Genomic DNA, 16,309 nt, shown 5'->3' with positions numbered 1-16,309 from the left:
AGCAGTGCGAGGGTCAGTGGGAGGGCCGCACCCGCCGCCACACCATCGGCGCCCCACTGATCACCACGGTCAGCAGCACCGCCGCCACCACGCCCTTCCACGGCTCGTCGAACAGCGAGCCGCCCAGGATCCCGATCAGTTGGTACGTCGCCGCCCATGCCAGACAGGCCGGTGCGTTCCCGCGTACGAAGCGACGCAGCGGCATCTTGGCCATCAGGCACGCCAGCATCACCGGAATCCGCCCCGCCGGGACAAGGCGCGACAGCACGAGCACCGCGACCCCGTGGTCGTCCAGCTTGTCCTGCGCCTGCTTCAGCCGCTCCTCCGGCGCCCGGTCGCGCAGCGCCTTGAGCCACCGCGAGCCGTTCTTCGACCGCATCCCGCGCCGCCCCAGCCAGTACAGCCCGGTGTCCCCGAGGAACGCCGCGAACGACGCCACCAGGAACACGATGAGCAGCGACAGCGGATCCGTCTGATGGAACGCCACCACCGCCGCCGAGCTCACCACCGCCCCCGTCGGCACTACCGGGACGAGCGCCCCGATCACCACGAGCAGGAACAGCGAGGGATAGCCCACGGCCTGCTGGGTCGACTCGGTCGGCACGACGGCCGCCCGGTCGGCCAGCAACAGCAAGCTTTCCAGGCTCACTTGGCGCCCTCCGGCCGAATGCTCTCGCCGTGCCCGAGCCGGTGCACCGTCACCTGCGGGGCGAGCCGCGCGGCATGGCGCTCGAACTCCACACCCGGCGCATGGAATTCGTGCGGCCTGACCGCGTCCATGCCGATCGGCCAGTACGTCCCGTAGTGCACCGGCACCGCACTGCGCGGCGCGAGCCGGGCCAGGGCCTCGGCGGCGCGGCCGGCATCGAGATGGCCGTGCCCCAGATAGGGCCCCCAGCCGCCCACCGGAAGCAGCGCCACATCGACCTCGCCGACCTCGTCGGCCATGGCATCGAACAGGCCCGTGTCCCCGGCGAAGTACGTCCGCGCCGTACCGCTCACCACATAGCCGAGCGCCGGACACCGCTCGGGGCCGTACGGCAGCCGCCGCCCGTCGTGCGCCGCGGACACCGCCCGCACGACAAGCCCGTCCCCGATCATCGTCGAGTCCCCGGGCCCGACCTCGGTGAGCCGCAGCGCGCCGTCCGCGACGACCCGCCGCAGTCCGCGTACCGCCTGCGCAGCCCCGCGCGGCACCAGGACCTGCGTGCCACGGGGCAGCTGCGCCAGCGACGGCAGATGCAGATGGTCGGCGTGCAGATGCGAGATGAGCACGGCATCGGCGACCGTGGCCCGCGGCGGCGGTACGTCGCCCCGGCGCCGCCGCAGGTGCGCGAGACGCCGCGCGAACAGGGGGTCGGTCAGCACCCGGGTGCCGGAGTCCTCGATCGTGCAGGTCGCATGGCCCCACCAGGTGATCTCCACCGGCACGTGCTGCCTCCTTACGCTCACTGCTGCAGAGCCTACGGCGAGTAGTAGGGTTCCCGGCGAAGGCCGAGGCGAGGCGGGGTGGACCCCATGGGCGAGGTAAGGGTGGCATCGATCGCCAGCCTGATGCCGCTGGAGGAGCTGGACCGCGATCCCTTCCTGGTGGATACGCGCAGTCAGCAGGCGATGTGTGCGCGGTGGGCTGCGGCCCGGGGGTATGTGATCACGCGCGAGCTCCTGGTGCACGGGGTGCGGGTCGACCACTGCAGCCTGTGGGAGGGGGCGGTCGATCTTTTCGTGGCGCCGAGTCGCCGGGTGCTGGAGCGGGCGCTGGTGTCTGTGGACGACTTCTCCGCGGAGTGCGCCCGGCGCGGGGTCCGGCTCGAGACCGCTGGTCTCGACGAGCCTGCGTACGACGCCGAGATGAAGGCGCATGTGCATCGGCGGCTGTCGATGCCGACCGCGGGCTATGACGGCTGCTGATTTATCCCCTCCCCGCCCCTTCCCGAAATCCTGCGGAGCTGTGTCCTCAAAATCAGCCCGTCCGGCGCTTGAGGACAGTCTTTGAAGCCGGCGGCAGCCTTATGGGAAGGGGCGGGGAGGGGGAATATGACACGCTTGCCCCGAGGTGAGGCGACGTGATCAAGGGGCGCTGGCGGACCGCCGGCAAGACGGCATGGCGGATCGGGGCCGTATGGATCGTCAGCACGCTGACGATGCTCGTACTGGCCGGCGCGCTCCCCGACTTCCGGCTCCAGTCCGCCACCGGCGACAGCGCCACCCGCATCGCCATCACCGCCGCGATCGGAGCCGGCGCCTTCGGCATCCTGAGCGCCCTCGTCTGGCCCTTCCTGGTACGGGCGCTCCTCCTGGTCCCCGCCCTGGTCCTGGGCCTGCTCGTCTTCTTCCTCAACGGCTCGCTCCTCCTGATCGCCCTGCGCCTCATCCCCGACGGCCGCGGTGAGGCGGCCCCGGAGACGGCGGTCGTGGTCGCCGCGGTGATGTCGGCCGTCGCGTCGGCGACCTCCACGGCTCTCGCCGTACGCGACGACGAGGCGTACCGCCGCAGGCTCTACCGCCTCGCCGACCGCCGACGGGGCAAGACCGCCGCGCCACCCGGCCCGCGTACGCCCGGCACGGTCTTCCTCCAGCTCGACGGGGTGGGCCACGACGTCCTGGAGCACGCCGTGCGGGCAGGACTCATGCCCACGGTCGAGGGCTGGCTCGCGGACACCCACCGGCTCACGCCGTGGCGCACCGACTGGTCCAGCCAGACCGGCGCCAGCCAGCTGGGCATCTTGCACGGCAGCAACCACGATGTCCCGGCCTTCCGTTGGTACGAGAAGGACACCGGCGAGGTCATGGTCAGCAACCGCCCCGCCAGCGCCGCGGAACTGCAGCGCCGCGCCATCGAGCGCACCGGCGACGGCGGGCTGCTCACCCGGGACGGTGCGAGCCGCGGGAACCTCTTCAGCGGGGGAGCCGAGCAGCTGGCCCTGGTGCTGTCGATGGCGGCCCGGCGGGGGCGCAAGAACCGTTCCCGCGCCGGATACTTCGCGTATTTCTCCGACCCGGCGAACGCCGTCCGCACCGCTATGTCGTTCATCGCCGAGGTCGGCCGCGAGATCGGCCAGTCGGTGCGGGGGCGGCTGTGCCGGGTCCGGCCCCGGGTCAAGCGGGGCGGGCTCTACCCGGTGATCCGGGCGTTCGCGACGGTCGTCGAGCGCGATGTGGTGGTCGCCGCGGTGATAGGGGACATGCTCGCCGGGCGCAGTGCGGTCTACGCCGACCTGGTCGCGTACGACGAAGTGGCGCACCACTCCGGGCCGCTCAGCCGTGACGCGGAGAAGGTGCTGCAGCGCCTGGACCGGTCCCTCGAACTCATCGCCACGGTCGCCGAACACGCCCCGCGCAGCTACCGGATCGTGCTGCTCTCCGATCACGGCCAGAGCCCGGGGGAGACCTTCCACCGGCGTTACGGGCTGAGCCTCGCCGACCTGGTCCGGGCCGGCTGCGGGCTGCCGGTGCCGCGCAAGGCGCAGCGCACCCACAGCGGCGCCGAGGCATGGGCCGCGCTCGGGGCGGCGCTGCACCGGCCCGTCGAGGAGGTGCTCGTCGCGGAGAGCCAGCGCCAGCGGCACAGCGAGCCCGTCGTACTCGCCTCCGGCAACCTCGGCCTGATCTCCTTCCCGGGTGTGCCGGGGCGGATGACCCGCGAACAGATCGAGGCCAGGCACCCGGCCCTCCTTGCCACCCTCGCCAACCATCCCGGCGTCGGCTTCCTCCTCGTCCGCAGCGAGGAGCACGGCGCGCTGGTGCTCGGCGCGCACGGCGCCGAGGTGCGCCTCGACGAGCTGGGCCCGGACGCGGGGCCCCAACAGCTCGGCCCGCTCGCGGAGTTCGGGCCCGGGGCCGCCGACGCGGTGCGGCGCACCGACTCCTTCCCGCACACCGCGGACATCATGGTCAACTCCTGGTACGACCCTCAGACCGGCGAAGTCCTCGCCTTCGAGGAGCAGATCGGCTCGCACGGCGGGCTCGGCGGCGCGCAGGGCCGTCCGTTCCTGCTGTCGCCGCGCACCCTGTCCGAGCCGGTGGGGCAGGGGGAGGAGCTGGTGGGCGCCGAGCAGGTGCACCGGGTGCTGCGGTGCTGGCTGCGGGAGGCGGACGGGCCGCAGGTGCCGGTGGGGGGTGCCCTGGAGGATCACCCGCCCCGACAGGAAGCGGAAGGAGCATTTCCGGTTACCGGTCGTGCCGTACCGGACAAAAGCCTTTGATTTGGTGCACCGTTTGCCTCTACGTGACCATGGTCGGCCGTCCCGCACCCAGCGGGCCGAACGGCACCACGAGAGGCGCACCACCCCATGCAGGACGAGCAGACCCCGCCCAGCAAGCACGCCCGGCGGTTCGGGCTGCCCATCGCGACCTGCCTGGTCATGGGCAACATCGTGGGCGGCGGCATCTTCTTGCTGCCGGCCTCGGTGGCCCCGTACGGCACCATCAGCCTCGTCGCCTTCGGCATCCTCACGCTCGGCGCGATCGCCCTCGCCCTCGTCTTCGGCAAGCTCTCCGCGCGCGACCCGCGCACCGGCGGCCCCTATGTGTACGCGCGTGAGGCATTCGGCGACTTCGCCGGATTCCTCGCCGCCTGGTCGTACTGGATCACCGCCTGGGTGTCGAACGCCGCGCTCGCCGTGATCGCGGTGGGCTATCTGAGCGTGCTCTTCCCCGGGCTCTCCGACCACAAGTGGGCGATGTGCGGGGCCGCCCTTGTCTGCCAGTGGCTGCCCGGCTTCGCCAACTTCGCCGGCACCCGCTACGTCGGCGCGGTCCAACTCGTCGCCACCGTACTGAAGTTCGCGCCCCTGCTGCTCGTCGCCATCGGCGGGCTCTTCTTCTTCGACGCCGACAACCTCGGCCCCTTCCAGACCGGCGAGGGCGGCGGCGGCATCGGCGCCATCTCCGCGGCGGCCGCGATCCTGCTCTTCTCCTACCTGGGCGTCGAGTCCGCCGCGATGAGCGCCGGCGAGGTCCGCGACCCGCGCCGCAACGTCGGCCGCGCCACCATCCTCGGCGTCCTCGGCGCCGCCGGCGTCTACCTGCTCGGCACCCTCGCGGTCTTCGGCACCGTCGCCCACGACAAGCTCGTCGACAGCAAGGCGCCCTTCACGGACGCCGTTAACGTCATGTTCGGCGGCTCCTGGGGCGGCACCCTGGTCGCCTGGGCCGCGATCATCTCCATCCTCGGCGCGCTCAACGGCTGGACGCTGCTCAGCGCCCAGGCGCCGTACGCCGCCGCCAAGGACGGCCTGTTCCCCGCGATCTTCGCCAAGAAGGAGCGGGGCGTGCCCACCGTCGGCGTACTGATCACCGTGATCCTCGCCTCGGCGCTCACCGTCTACCAGTACGCGTCCGACGGTAAGGGAGTCTTCGAACTCCTCGTCACCGTCACGACGTTCATGGCGACCGTGCCCTACCTCCTTGCCGCCGCCGCGCAGATCTACTACCTGCTGTCCGGGCAGGCGGACCGCGTGCACCGCGGACGTCTGGTGCGCGACTCGCTGGTCGCCCTCATCGCCTTCGGCTTCTCGATGTGGCTCGTCGCGGGCTCCGGCTACGAGCCGGTCTACCAGGGCGTGCTGTTCCTGTTCGCCGGAGTCCTCGTGTACGCGTTGATGTCGGCCCGCAAGAAGAAGGCGGGCCTCGCCGAAGCGGCGTGACCGCGCACCACGGAAAACCGGCCGGGCCGGTTCCGCGCACCCCCAAGGCGCAGAACCGGCCCGCCCCCGCGCTCACCTGGCCAGCGGCGCCACCACCCAGCGGCGCGTCTTGAACATGCTGTCCGGAGAACCGATCTCGATCAGCTTGCGGGCGGCGAGATAGGCCTCGTTGCCCTCGATCTCATAGCCGACCTCGAACGACCCCGCCACATCCTTGACCTCGAGCGACTGCCGGACCGCCGCGAGCGCGGAAGCCTCGGAGGACTCCACGGACGACGCCGCGAGCTCGGCGATCAGCCGCTCCTGGGCCGCCTGCAGCGCCTTCTTCGGGTCCTTCTCGCGAGCCGGGGCGGCGGGCTTCGCGCCACCCTTCGGCGACGGCGGGGCCACGGCGGAACTGGGCGTCCGCGTCGCGCCGGTGGCCTCGCGGGTGGACAGCTGCGCCTGGACGACGGTTCCGTCGTTGTCCAGCGCCACCCTGATCTCGCCCCGGTCCGGAGTGATCACCGGCACTCCGTCGAAGGCCTGCCGGAAGGTGACGAACGTCTGCAGGGAGTACGGCTCGCCGAGCTCGGTGCCGTCCTTCTTGCCGGAGTTCTCCATCAGGTCGTGCACCGAATCCAGGACCAGCTCGGCCCCTTGGGCGTGCTGCTCGGCGAAGGCACGGGCCGCCTCGACCGCGCGGTCGGTGGGCAGCTGGGTCTTGTTGCGCCGGTTGGGCTCGGCGAGCTTCACCCAGCGGATCGCGTGCGGCGCCGTCGAGATGGACCGGTCACCGGAGTTGACGCTCGCGACGCCCTGCCGCTCGATCTGGACCTCCTGCAGCGCCGCCGACGGGAAGTTCGCCAGCTGCCCCAGCTTGGTCAGTTCGGCGCTCGGGTCGCGCGGTGCCAGCTGCACGGTCTTCGGGTCCTTCGGGGCCTGGGTGGTGGCCTCGCGCAGGCCCTCGCGTGCGTAGTACCAGCGCCACACGTACCAGTTGTCCGGCGTGTGCTCCCGGTAGAAGTTCCGCTCGCCGTTCAGCCGCGCCGTCGCCTCGGCCTGGGTCGCGCCGGTCGCGCAGACCGACGGGGCCTGGCCCTTGTAGATGTCCCAACTGGCGTTCAGCCACGCGTCGCAGTAGGTCTGGCCGGCCCGCCACTTCTCCCAGAACTTCTTGCCGTAGTCACCGCTGTCGATGCTGACCGTCTCGAAGCCGAAGATCATGCGGGAGCCGAGGTTCGGGCCCGCCCAGGTGCGGATCGGGTTGTGGCCCGCAAGGACGCGCAGCGAGAAGCAGGTCGACCAGAAGACGTAGTTGGCCCTCTCGTTGCCGAACGCCATCCGGTTGGAGACCGCGTCACTGCGGCCGTCCCACACCGCGCCGAGCGGCGCGAAGAACACGCCGTTGCCGTCCATGCCGCCGTGGCCCGAGTGGTACACGGCACAGACCGCGTCCATCCCGTACCGGTCCTGCCAGTTGTCGTACGTCTCCTCGTACGCCCACGGCTGCACGCCGCCGTCGGCGAACCAGAAGTTGCGGTCGTAGAACTGCTGCAGGTATGCCAGCCAGCCGGTGGCGTCCGCGTGCGTCTGGGACAGTGGCGACTGGTTGACGAACTTCTGGATGCTGAACGCACCCCACCATCCGAATGTCGAGTCACGATCGACCGCTCCCGGCTTCTCGCCTTCGAACGGTGACGGCCCTCGGTCGCCAAAGATCATGCGCATGGCCAAGCCTCCCCTTTGAGTGCTCCGCTGAATGCTCTGTCTCCAGTGCGCCCCCGCACGTGCCCGGCACGGTGCCGTGACCGCACTGCTCCCCCTGCCCCGCCGTCGCCCCACGACGAGGGGGGCTCAACGTGTCACCGCGCGGGGCCTTTCGCCAGCGCCGATTCCGGTCATCCGGGCTGCGCCACAGGCATGTCACGTCGCCCCAGGGGACGCGCGGGGGCAGGGAGCCGCCGGTGGTACGCGCCCCGCGCGCGCCTCGCCTTGTGCGCTGCGTCCCGAGGCCAGCAGGCCACCCACTGTTCGTACCGGACCCCGTGCACCTGCGCCCCCCACTCGAACACCGCGCCGCAGCCGGTTTTCGGCCGCGGCCGGGCAAGGGGCCGTTGTTGCCCGTACGGGGCCGCCGGGTGTGGTCGGATGGGGGTGACGCTCATCGTCCGGAACCGTCCTGAACTGCTTTGCAGCGTCCCTTAGAGGAAGGAAACGTCGTGGCCACGACGCGCACCGCTCACACCGTCTGGGAAGGCAGCCTGACCGAAGGCGCCGGCGAGGTGACCCTCGACTCCTCGGGCATCGGCAAGTACCCGGTGTCCTGGCCGTCCCGCGCCGAGGCGGCCAACGGCAAGACCAGCCCCGAGGAGCTCATCGCCGCCGCCCACTCCAGCTGCTACTCGATGGCCCTGTCGCACGGCCTGACCGGTGCGGGCAACCCGCCCACCCGGCTGACCACGCAGGCCGAGGTCACCTTCCAGCCGGGCACCGGCATCACCGGGATCCACCTCACCGTCGAGGGCGAGGTCCCCGGCCTCGACGAGGCGGCGTTCCTTGCGGCGGCCGAGGACGCCAAGAAGAACTGCCCGGTCAGCCAGGCCCTCACCGGCACGACCATCACGCTGGACGCGAAGCTGGCCTGACGTCCATCGCACGCCCTTCGCGTGAGCACCCTCGCCCCGGCCGTGAACTCGGCCGGGGCGAGGGTGTGTTGGCGTACGGGAGTACTCACTCGCTAGGGCCTGTCCGGCGGATCTTCGCGGGCCCACGACGCCTGGCACGCGCCCCCAGCCTCCGGCCGGGGGTGCCCCCGCTCGCCGCACGCCCGAATCACCCAAGTACGTCCAGTACGAGGGCGATCCGGGCGCACGCCGAGAGCACGCACCAGACGCCGCGGGCTCTTCCGCGAAGATCCGCCGGACACGCCCTAGTCGTCCGCCGCACCCTCGATCCGGTCGAGCACGGCTGTGTAGCGTTCCCGGCGGTCGGGGCGGGCGTGAGCCGAGGCGTGGCGGAGTGCGGGCACCGCCGGTGTGCCGATCCGGACGAGGCCGTCGGCCGCCGCCCTGCGGACGACGGGGTGCGGATGTGCGAGCAGCGCGGTCACGGCCGGGATCGCGGGCTCCCAGGCGGCGTGGCCGAGGGTCTGGACCGCCATCCGTACGACGTTCGGCTCGGGGTCGTCGAGGAGCAGCGCGGTGTGTGCCAGGTAGGCCGCCCGGTCGAGTGCGGTGCGCGCGGCGCGGTGGGCGTGCAGCCTGATGCCCGGCTTGGGGTGGTGCAGCAACTCGCCGATCAGTTCGGCCAGTTCGGGGTCTCGGTCCTCGGTCAGCCGGGTCAGGGCCCGGCGCACCTGCTCCGGGGTGCCCGTACGGGCCAGCTCGCGGGTCTCCTCGCGGGTGGTGCGGCCTGCGGGGGTGCCGGGTGGGGTGCGGGTGAGCAGGGCCGAGAGCGCGGCGGCGTCCTCGGCGGCGGAGTCCGGGCCGCGCAGCGGGCCGTCCACGAGCAGGATGCGGTCGGCGATCGCGTCGCGGCCCTCGGCGCGCAGCCGCTCCAGGGTCCGGGCCAGTGCGGGCGTCCTCAGGAGCGTACGTCCGAGAAGAAGGTCGACGAATCCCCAGCGCCCGGCGGCGAGTTGGCCTTCGAGGGCCTGGGCGAGGACGTCGGCGGGGACGCGGTGGAGCAGCCCTGCGGCCTGCACCCGCAGGGCGGGTGAGCCGTGCTCCCACTGGTCGAGGAGGAGGGGGAGCAGTGGTTCCAGGCCGGCCGGTTCGAGCGCGGCCGCGGCCTGGAGCAGCCGGTCGGGGCGGACGCCGTCCGCCTGGAGGTCGCGCTTGCCGAGGGTGGGCAGGGGGCGGACCAGTTCACCACTGACCGGCACGGTGACGCGGCCCCGGAGGAAGGCGCGCAGCACGAGCAGGCGGGTCTCGGGTTCCGGCCAGTCGAGAAGGGCTCCGGCGGCGGCGTTCCGGCGGTCTTCCCCGGGTGCCTCCAGCATGGCGGCCAGGCGCTGGAACTGGGCGGCCGAGCGCGGCTGGTCGAGGTCGTCGACCGCAACGACCCTTGGACGTACGTCAGTTGACGGATCGCCGGTCTCGGTGAGGATCCAGGCCGGGGTGTCGAGGGGCTGGAGCGCGGTCATCCAGCCGAGGAGCGCGGCACGGACCGCCTGGCCGGCGTCGGGGTAGAGGTCGATCAGGGCCGTGAGGCGGGTGCGGGAGTCGGGCGGAGAAGGCGGGCGCCCCACGGTGCCGGATGCCGTGCCGGCCGTGCCGGTCGTTCCGGGCGCGCCGGTCGTGCCGTCCGCGACCAAGACCGCGCTCGTGCTGTCCTCGGACCGGCGCCGGAACTCCCGCAGTGCGTCGGGTGTGCGGGCCGCCTCGGTGAGCGAGGCTCGCCACTCCTCGTCGGCCCGTTCGGCGGCCCGGACGGGTTCCGACGCTCCGAACGCCTCGTGCAGCAACGCCACTTCGGCCCGTCGCGGGTCGGGGGTGAGCCCCGCCGAGGCGAGGGCCCGGTCGAGGTCGGCGCGGACCAGGACCGCGCCGAGGGCGCGCAGCAGGGGCAGCGTGGAGCGTACGCCCGCCGGGGCGGGCGGCAGCGCGCGCACCGCACCAAGCACCTCGGGCGCCTCGGCCGCCGGGAGCTCGGCCGCGACCGCTTCGAGCACGGCGAGCAGCCCGTCCCGGTCCGCCCCCGAGGCCTCGGCGAGCCCCGCCAGCAGAACTCCCTTGAACCGGGCGTACGTCGACAGCTCCCAGGCCGCCCACGGAGCCGGGCAGAGCAGCAGCGTGACCCGCAGCAGCCGGTCCCGGTCGGCGGGCCGCGCGGCGGCCAGCTCCAGCCAGTCGGCGAGCAGCGGTCGCAGCGTCCGCAGCCCGAGGGGATGCGGCAGTTGAGGCAGTGCGGCGATGCGCAGGGCGGCCTCGGGATGCCAGCCGTCGGCGAAGAGCGTTTCGACGTCGGGCTCGGCAGGGGCGGGCACCGCGTGGCCGTGCTCCGCCAGGAGGGGCGCCAGTTCGCCGAGTTCCCCGGTGGCGAGGCGTATCCGCTCCTCGGCCAGGAGGGCGAGCAGCGCCGGGGCGACGGGCGAACCCTGGGCGTGCAGGGCGGCGACGGCCCGCGCGGACAGGGCCCGGTCCAGCCCCAGGATCAGCAGCTCGCGGGCGTCCTCGGCGCGCTCGGCGGCAGCGATCAGCGTGGCCGCCCAGGCGTCACCGAGGATCTGCCGGAGGGCGCCGAGTACGGCGGAACGCAGACCGGGATTGCCGTGGTGGCCGAGCCAGTACAGGAGCTTCGGCACCGCCGCGGGCGCCCCGGCCCGGGACAGCACCTCGGCAGCGGTCTTCTTGATGTTCATGGCGGGGTGGTCCAGGCACTCGGCGATCGCCCCCGCCGCCCAGTCGGCCCGCGCCCGGCCGAGCGCGAGCAGCGACTGCCGTACGGTCTGGACGTCCTCGGCCCGGGTCAGCGTGATGAGGGTCGCCGACAGGGCCTGCGCGTCGTCGCCCGAGGTGCCCTGCCCGGGCCCCAGCAGCGCGATCACCTGCTTGCGGACGTGCCGGTCGCGGTGGCGAAGCAGCCGGTGCACCCGGGGGCGGATGTGCGGGGACGGGGCCCTGAGCAGGAGTTCCAGCAGGATGGACTGCTCGCCGTCACCGAGGTCGTCGCGGTCGAGCAGGCCGAGGGCCAGGTCCGCGACGAGTGCGTGGCCCGCCTCGTCCGGGCCCGCCGCGTCGAGCAGACAGACCGGCCGGATCCTGCCCCGCCGGTGCAGCCGGGCGCCCAACGCACGTATGGCGTCCAGGACTTCCTGCGGCACTGCGGGCGCGTCAGCGGGCAGCTCGTCCCGCGTGCGGACCGCCTCCGGACCGCCCGGCTCCAGGAAGGCGGCCTGCTCGGCCACGATGCGCAGGACGAGATCGGCCAGGACGGGCAGGAGGTCGGCGCCCCCGTGGGCGGCCAGACGGCAGAGTGCCGCCACGGGTTGCTCGGGGTCCAAGTGGGCCCGCAGGAACGCCAGTTCGCGCTCGTCGGGACCGCCGAGATCGGCCGCGACGGGGCCGGGCAGATCGGCGGGGTCGAGCCGGTCGAGGAGCTTGCGCCGGCCGGCCGGGTCGTCGGTCAGCTGCCACAGCAGGGCCAGCGCCCGGTGCCGTACCGCCCGAAGAGGCGGCGCGATCGGACCCGCGCCGCACAGACCCGCGCGTAGCGCCGCGGCCGTCCGCTCACCGCCGATGGCCTCCAGGGCGTCGAGCACCGGACCGGGATGCGCCGGCAGCAGCGCGAGCACGGCGTCCTCGGCCGGGGTGTGGCGCAGGGTGCGGAGCGCGTGCAGGAAGGGGGCGGGCGCGGGAGTCAGCGGGAGTACGTCGGTGATCGCGTCGCCGATCGGCGGGTCGCCCGCGAGGCCCTGACCGGCCAGCGCGACCAGGAGGTCCAGCCGCCGCGGCCAGGAGGGGTCGTCCGGCGCGGCCCCGGTCAGGGCGCGGAACATCTCCTGGCGGCAGGTGAACAGGATCGTGGCGACCTCGCCCGCCGGAATCGAGTGATCGGCGAGGGCGAGCGCGACGACCGGCCCGGCCTGCGCGTCGGAGGGGAAGTGGCCTCGCCGGTGCAGCCCGCGCAGGCACGTCACCAACGGCCCGCCGAACAGCAGCGGATCGCGGCCCGCGAACGACGTCAGCCCGGGTATGTCGCCGCGCTCGGCCAGGTCGCCGAGGAGCTCCAGGGCGCGGCGGCGCAGCGCGGGCGGCAGGTCCGGGTCTTCGAGGGTCGTCCGGAGTACGTCCCCGTGGCCGTGCCGGGCCACCGCGGCGAGCGCGGCCTCGGCACGCCCGGGCTCGGCCGACGCCGCGTCGGCGGCGAGGAACGGAGTGAACCGCTCGCGCGGCCACGGCTCCAACGCCGCCCAGGGCTCGGCGAGTTCACGTAGAACGGCGGTTGCCGTCCGGCCCTCGACGAGCGCCGCCAGCCGCGCGCGCACCCGGGCGGGCGCGAGCAGGCCCGTGTGCAGGCCCTGGCGGACGAGGCGCAGCGCCTCCGGGCGCAGCACCGGGTCCGTGCTGTCGGCGAGTGCGGAGACGAGTTCGTCGGGCCGGTGGGCGGCGGCCAAGTCCGTGCTGCGGACGGCCTGGTGGAGGAGCTCGCCCGCGGGTTCGTTCCGGACGACCGCCGCATCGTTGAGCAACTCGGCGCGCAGCCACGCCACTTGGACCCGTACCGGCAGATCGGCCGTACGCCACTGGAGGTGGCGGGCGCCTTCGAGGTGCCGCCCGAGGCGTTCGTGGAGGCCCGCCTGCACCAGGGCCGCCTCGGCGGGCTCGGCCACGGAGGTGGGCAGGAGCGCCGCGAGTGCGGCTTCCTCGGCGGGGCCCGCCGCAGGGTGGGCGGCCAGCCGGAGCAGACCCTGATGGCGTCGACGGGGGTCGTCGTCCTTCAGGAGCTGTCCGAAACCGTGGTCTGTCGGCGAGGTCGTCACCAGCGGATCCTAGGCACCGTGCGGGCGGCCTTTCCAACGGATTGCTGCGGGAGAGGAGCCGACGGCGGTCGGCTGCAGTACCGGCCCGGGGGATTGACAAGGCATCGCTCAAGTTTTGTGCTGGAGCTCCAGGGCACGCGGGCAGGGATCGGGACATCGGAAGACTCCGGAAGGGGACTGACATGGCACGCGCGGTCGGCATTGATCTCGGTACGACGAACTCCGTGGTCGCCGTACTGGAGGGGGGCGAGCCCACCGTCGTCGCCAACGCGGAGGGGGCCCGCACCACACCCTCCGTGGTGGCCTTCGCCAAGAACGGCGAGGTGCTCGTCGGCGAGGTCGCCAAACGGCAGGCGGTCACCAACATCGACCGCACCGCCCGCTCCGTCAAACGCCATATGGGCGAGCCCGATTGGCGCTTCCCGCACGAGGGCCAGGTGGACGGCACCCGCTTCACCGCGCAGGAACTGTCGGCCCGCGTCCTGCAGAAGCTCAAGCGCGACGCGGAGTCGTATCTCGGCGAGACGGTCACCGACGCGGTGGTCACCGTCCCCGCCTACTTCGACGACACCCAGCGCCAGGCCACCAAGGAGGCCGGCGAGATCGCGGGCCTGAAGGTCCTGCGCATCATCAACGAGCCGACCGCCGCCGCCCTCGCGTACGGCCTGGACCGCGGCGACGAGCAGACCGTGCTCGTCTTCGACCTCGGCGGCGGCACCTTCGACGTCTCGCTCCTGGAGATCGGCGAGGGCGTGATCGAGGTCAAGGCCACCAACGGCGACACCCACCTGGGCGGCGACGACTGGGACCAGCGGGTGGTGGACCACCTGGTCAAGCAGTTCAAGAACGGCCACGGGGTCGACCTCGCCAAGGACAAGATGGCCGTGCAGCGGCTGCGCGAGGCCGCCGAGAAGGCCAAGATCGAGCTGTCGTCGGCGGGCGAGACCACCGTCAACCTGCCCTACATCACGGCATCTGCGGAAGGCCCGCTGCACCTGGACGAGAAGCTGACCCGCGCCCAGTTCCAGGAGCTCACGGCGGACCTCCTGGAGCGCTGCAAGACGCCCTTCCACCAGGCGGTCAAGGACGCCGGGATCAAGCTCGCGGCCGTGGACCACGTCATCCTCGTGGGCGGCTCGACGCGGATGCCCGCCGTGACCGAGCTGGTCAAGGAGCTCACCGGCAAGGACCCGCACAAGGGGGTCAACCCCGACGAGGTGGTCGCCGTGGGCGCCGCGCTGCAGGCCGGGGTCATCCGGGGCGACGTGAAGGACGTCCTGCTGCTCGACGTCACGCCGCTGTCCCTCGGGATCGAGACCAAGGGCGGCATCATGACCAAGCTGATCGAGCGCAACACCACGATCCCGACGAAGCGTTCGGAGGTCTTCACCACCGCTGCCGACAACCAGCCCTCGGTGGGCATCCAGGTCTTCCAGGGGGAGCGCGAGATCGCCGCGTACAACAAGAAGCTCGGCGTCTTCGACCTGACGGGCCTGCCGCCCGCGCCGCGCGGCGTGCCGCAGATCGAGGTCACCTTCGACATCGACGCCAACGGGATCATGCACGTCTCGGCCAAGGACCGGGCGACCGGGCGCGAGCAGAAGATGACCGTCACCGGCGGGTCCGCGCTGCCGAAGGACGACATCGACCGGATGGTGCGGGACGCGGAGCAGTACGCGGACGAGGATCGGCGGCACCGGGTGGCAGCCGAGACCCGTAACCAGGCCGAGCAACTGGCCTATCAGACCGAGCGGTTCGTGCAGGAGAACGAGTCCCGGATCCCTGCCGATACGAAGGCGGAGGTCGAGACGGCGCTCTCCGAGCTGAAGGAGAAGATCGAGTCTTCGGCCGAGGACACGGAGGTGCTGCGCGCGGCCACGGAGAAGCTGGCCGTGGTGAGCCAGAAGATGGGGCAGGCGATGTACGCCGCCGCGCAGGAGGCCCCGTCGGACGCGGCGTCTCCCGAGGCTGAGCCCGAGGATCAGGCTCCGGGGTCCGAGGACGTCGTGGACGCGGAGATCGTCGATGACGAGAAGGGGCCGAAGGACGGCGCGGCCTGAGCATGCGCACCCCCACCGGACCGGCCAGGTGGGGCACTCACGCGGGGGCGGTAGTGCTCGCCGAAGAGCCGTGCGACGAGTTCGCCCCGGCTGGAGACCTCCGCCTTGCCGAAGACGGCCTTGAGATGGTCGCGCACGGTGTGCGGGGAGATGAACAGCGTCGCGGCGATCTCGGTGGTGGGCAGCCCGCGCGTGACGAGATGGGTGATCTCCAGCTCGCGGGGAGTCAGACCGTACGCCTCGGCGATGAGGACGGCCCGGTCGGCGGCCGCCGTCGGCTCGATCACGAGTGCCACGGGACCGGGCCGCCCGGCGGGGCCGTCGAGGCAGGAGGCATGACAGGTCAGCCAGCGGTCGTCGAGGGTTCGGATCCGTACCCTCGCGCCGCCTGCCCGCTCGCGGCCCCGGGCGATCGCCCGGGCCTGCAGCACGGTGGCGACCACCCAGATCGGCAGCCTCAGGCCCAACTCCGTGGGAATGGACGGACCTTCGGGCAGGCGCGCGAGATGCTTTCGCGCCTCCTCGTTGATCGACGTCGGCTCGCCGGAGGGGTCGAAGAGCACCAGCCCGGGCGTGGGCGCGTCGGCCGTGCCGCCGGACGAGGACGGGCGGGCGAACCGGCGCACCTGCGCGGCAAGCGGGCCGGACAGACCGGCGAGCAGCGCGCTTTCGGCCGGGCCGAACCGGACGCCACCGCGCATCCGGAACAGGCTCACCACGCCCCAAGGCCGGTCGCCGATCCGGAGCACGGCCCGTAGCTCGTCGTCGACGCCCTGGCCCTCGAGCAGCCGGCTGAAGCGCGCGCTGCGCGCGGGCAGGTCGCCGGTGGCCTCACGCAGACCGGCGGCCGGGACGGCGGCGCGGGCGAGATCCCGGAACGGCAGGACGTTCTCCTCCAGGAGTTCGCTCTCCCAGTACCCGGCGCAGCGTTCGCCGGAGCCCAGGTTCTCCACCAGCATCGGCGTGGTGACGAGACCGGTCTCCGGGTCGGTGGCCGCCCATACGGCCGAGTCGAACGGCATCAGCCGGCGCAGCTCGGCGGACGTACGGCTGAAGAGTTCCCGGGTGTCGGTGGCCCGCCGGGCAGCCGACAAGACTTTGGCGCGCGCATCGGACATGGAAATCCCCCCGTCGTC

At 72.7% G+C, this 16,309-nt stretch carries 10 protein-coding genes; 5 read left to right on the top strand and 5 right to left on the bottom strand.

What is annotated here, in order from left to right:
* Positions 1–13 precede the first annotated feature (13 nt).
* On the bottom strand, positions 14–649 hold the full coding sequence (locus OG430_RS10325; RefSeq protein WP_327352143.1) for a DedA family protein: 636 nt from the start codon (positions 647–649) through the stop codon (positions 14–16).
* Positions 646–1,431 (bottom strand): MBL fold metallo-hydrolase, encoded by a 786-nt coding sequence (locus OG430_RS10320; protein WP_327352142.1) that lies wholly within the window; start codon positions 1,429–1,431, stop codon positions 646–648. Before OG430_RS10320 ends, OG430_RS10325 begins: the two co-directional genes overlap by 4 nt.
* Before the next feature lie 87 nt (positions 1,432–1,518).
* On the opposite strand from OG430_RS10320, the gene OG430_RS10315 reads away from it, so the two are divergent.
* The 3 genes from OG430_RS10315 (at position 1,519) to OG430_RS10305 (ending at position 5,648) form a co-directional block, all read left to right on the top strand.
* Positions 1,519–1,911, top strand: coding sequence for a hypothetical protein (locus OG430_RS10315; protein WP_327352141.1), 393 nt, complete (start codon positions 1,519–1,521; stop codon positions 1,909–1,911).
* A 233-nt stretch (positions 1,912–2,144) separates the two neighbouring features.
* On the top strand, positions 2,145–4,205 hold the full coding sequence (locus tag OG430_RS10310; protein WP_442816701.1) for an alkaline phosphatase family protein: 2,061 nt from the start codon (positions 2,145–2,147) through the stop codon (positions 4,203–4,205).
* Between the two features lie 87 nt (positions 4,206–4,292).
* Positions 4,293–5,648 carry an amino acid permease gene (locus tag OG430_RS10305; protein WP_327352139.1) on the top strand — a complete coding sequence of 452 codons (1,356 nt, stop codon included), beginning with the start codon at positions 4,293–4,295 and terminating at the stop codon, positions 5,646–5,648.
* 72 nt (positions 5,649–5,720) lie between these two features.
* Here OG430_RS10305 and OG430_RS10300 read toward each other — a convergent pair whose 3' ends face one another.
* Positions 5,721–7,358 carry a DUF6345 domain-containing protein gene (locus OG430_RS10300; protein ID WP_327352138.1) on the bottom strand — a complete coding sequence of 546 codons (1,638 nt, stop codon included), beginning with the start codon at positions 7,356–7,358 and terminating at the stop codon, positions 5,721–5,723.
* Between the two features lie 491 nt (positions 7,359–7,849).
* On the opposite strand from OG430_RS10300, the gene OG430_RS10295 reads away from it, so the two are divergent.
* Positions 7,850–8,275 carry an OsmC family peroxiredoxin gene (locus tag OG430_RS10295; protein WP_327352137.1) on the top strand — a complete coding sequence of 142 codons (426 nt, stop codon included), beginning with the start codon at positions 7,850–7,852 and terminating at the stop codon, positions 8,273–8,275.
* 284 nt (positions 8,276–8,559) lie between these two features.
* Here OG430_RS10295 and OG430_RS10290 read toward each other — a convergent pair whose 3' ends face one another.
* Positions 8,560–13,113 carry a HEAT repeat domain-containing protein gene (locus OG430_RS10290; RefSeq protein WP_327352136.1) on the bottom strand — a complete coding sequence of 1,518 codons (4,554 nt, stop codon included), beginning with the start codon at positions 13,111–13,113 and terminating at the stop codon, positions 8,560–8,562.
* 182 nt (positions 13,114–13,295) lie between these two features.
* Here OG430_RS10290 and dnaK point away from each other — a divergent pair, with 182 nt between their 5' ends.
* A complete protein-coding gene (gene dnaK / locus OG430_RS10285; protein ID WP_327352135.1) occupies positions 13,296–15,173 on the top strand; it encodes a molecular chaperone DnaK in 1,878 nt (625 codons plus the stop codon).
* Here the strand turns inward: dnaK and OG430_RS10280 are convergent.
* Positions 15,095–16,291, bottom strand: a complete 1,197-nt coding sequence (locus OG430_RS10280) for a helix-turn-helix transcriptional regulator (protein ID WP_327352134.1) — start codon at positions 16,289–16,291, stop codon at positions 15,095–15,097. The two genes, dnaK and OG430_RS10280, sit on opposite strands and share 79 nt — an antisense overlap.
* Between the last annotated feature and the right edge of the window lie 18 nt (positions 16,292–16,309).

It is taken from the genome of Streptomyces sp. NBC_01304 (assembly GCF_035975855.1).
In the GTDB taxonomy this organism is placed as follows: domain Bacteria; phylum Actinomycetota; class Actinomycetes; order Streptomycetales; family Streptomycetaceae; genus Streptomyces.
Note: the sequence above shows the minus strand (reverse complement) of the source record. Positions and strands in the feature narration are given on the sequence as shown.

Coding starts and splice junctions, on each gene's coding strand:
- OG430_RS10280 (WP_327352134.1), bottom strand. CDS start 16,291: ATGTCCGATGCGCGCGCCAAAGTCTTGTCGGCTGCCCGGCGGGCCACC.
- OG430_RS10300 (WP_327352138.1), bottom strand. CDS start 7,358: ATGCGCATGATCTTTGGCGACCGAGGGCCGTCACCGTTCGAAGGCGAG.
- dnaK (WP_327352135.1), top strand. CDS start 13,296: ATGGCACGCGCGGTCGGCATTGATCTCGGTACGACGAACTCCGTGGTC.
- OG430_RS10315 (WP_327352141.1), top strand. CDS start 1,519: ATGGGCGAGGTAAGGGTGGCATCGATCGCCAGCCTGATGCCGCTGGAG.
- OG430_RS10310 (WP_442816701.1), top strand. CDS start 2,145: ATGCTCGTACTGGCCGGCGCGCTCCCCGACTTCCGGCTCCAGTCCGCC.
- OG430_RS10305 (WP_327352139.1), top strand. CDS start 4,293: ATGCAGGACGAGCAGACCCCGCCCAGCAAGCACGCCCGGCGGTTCGGG.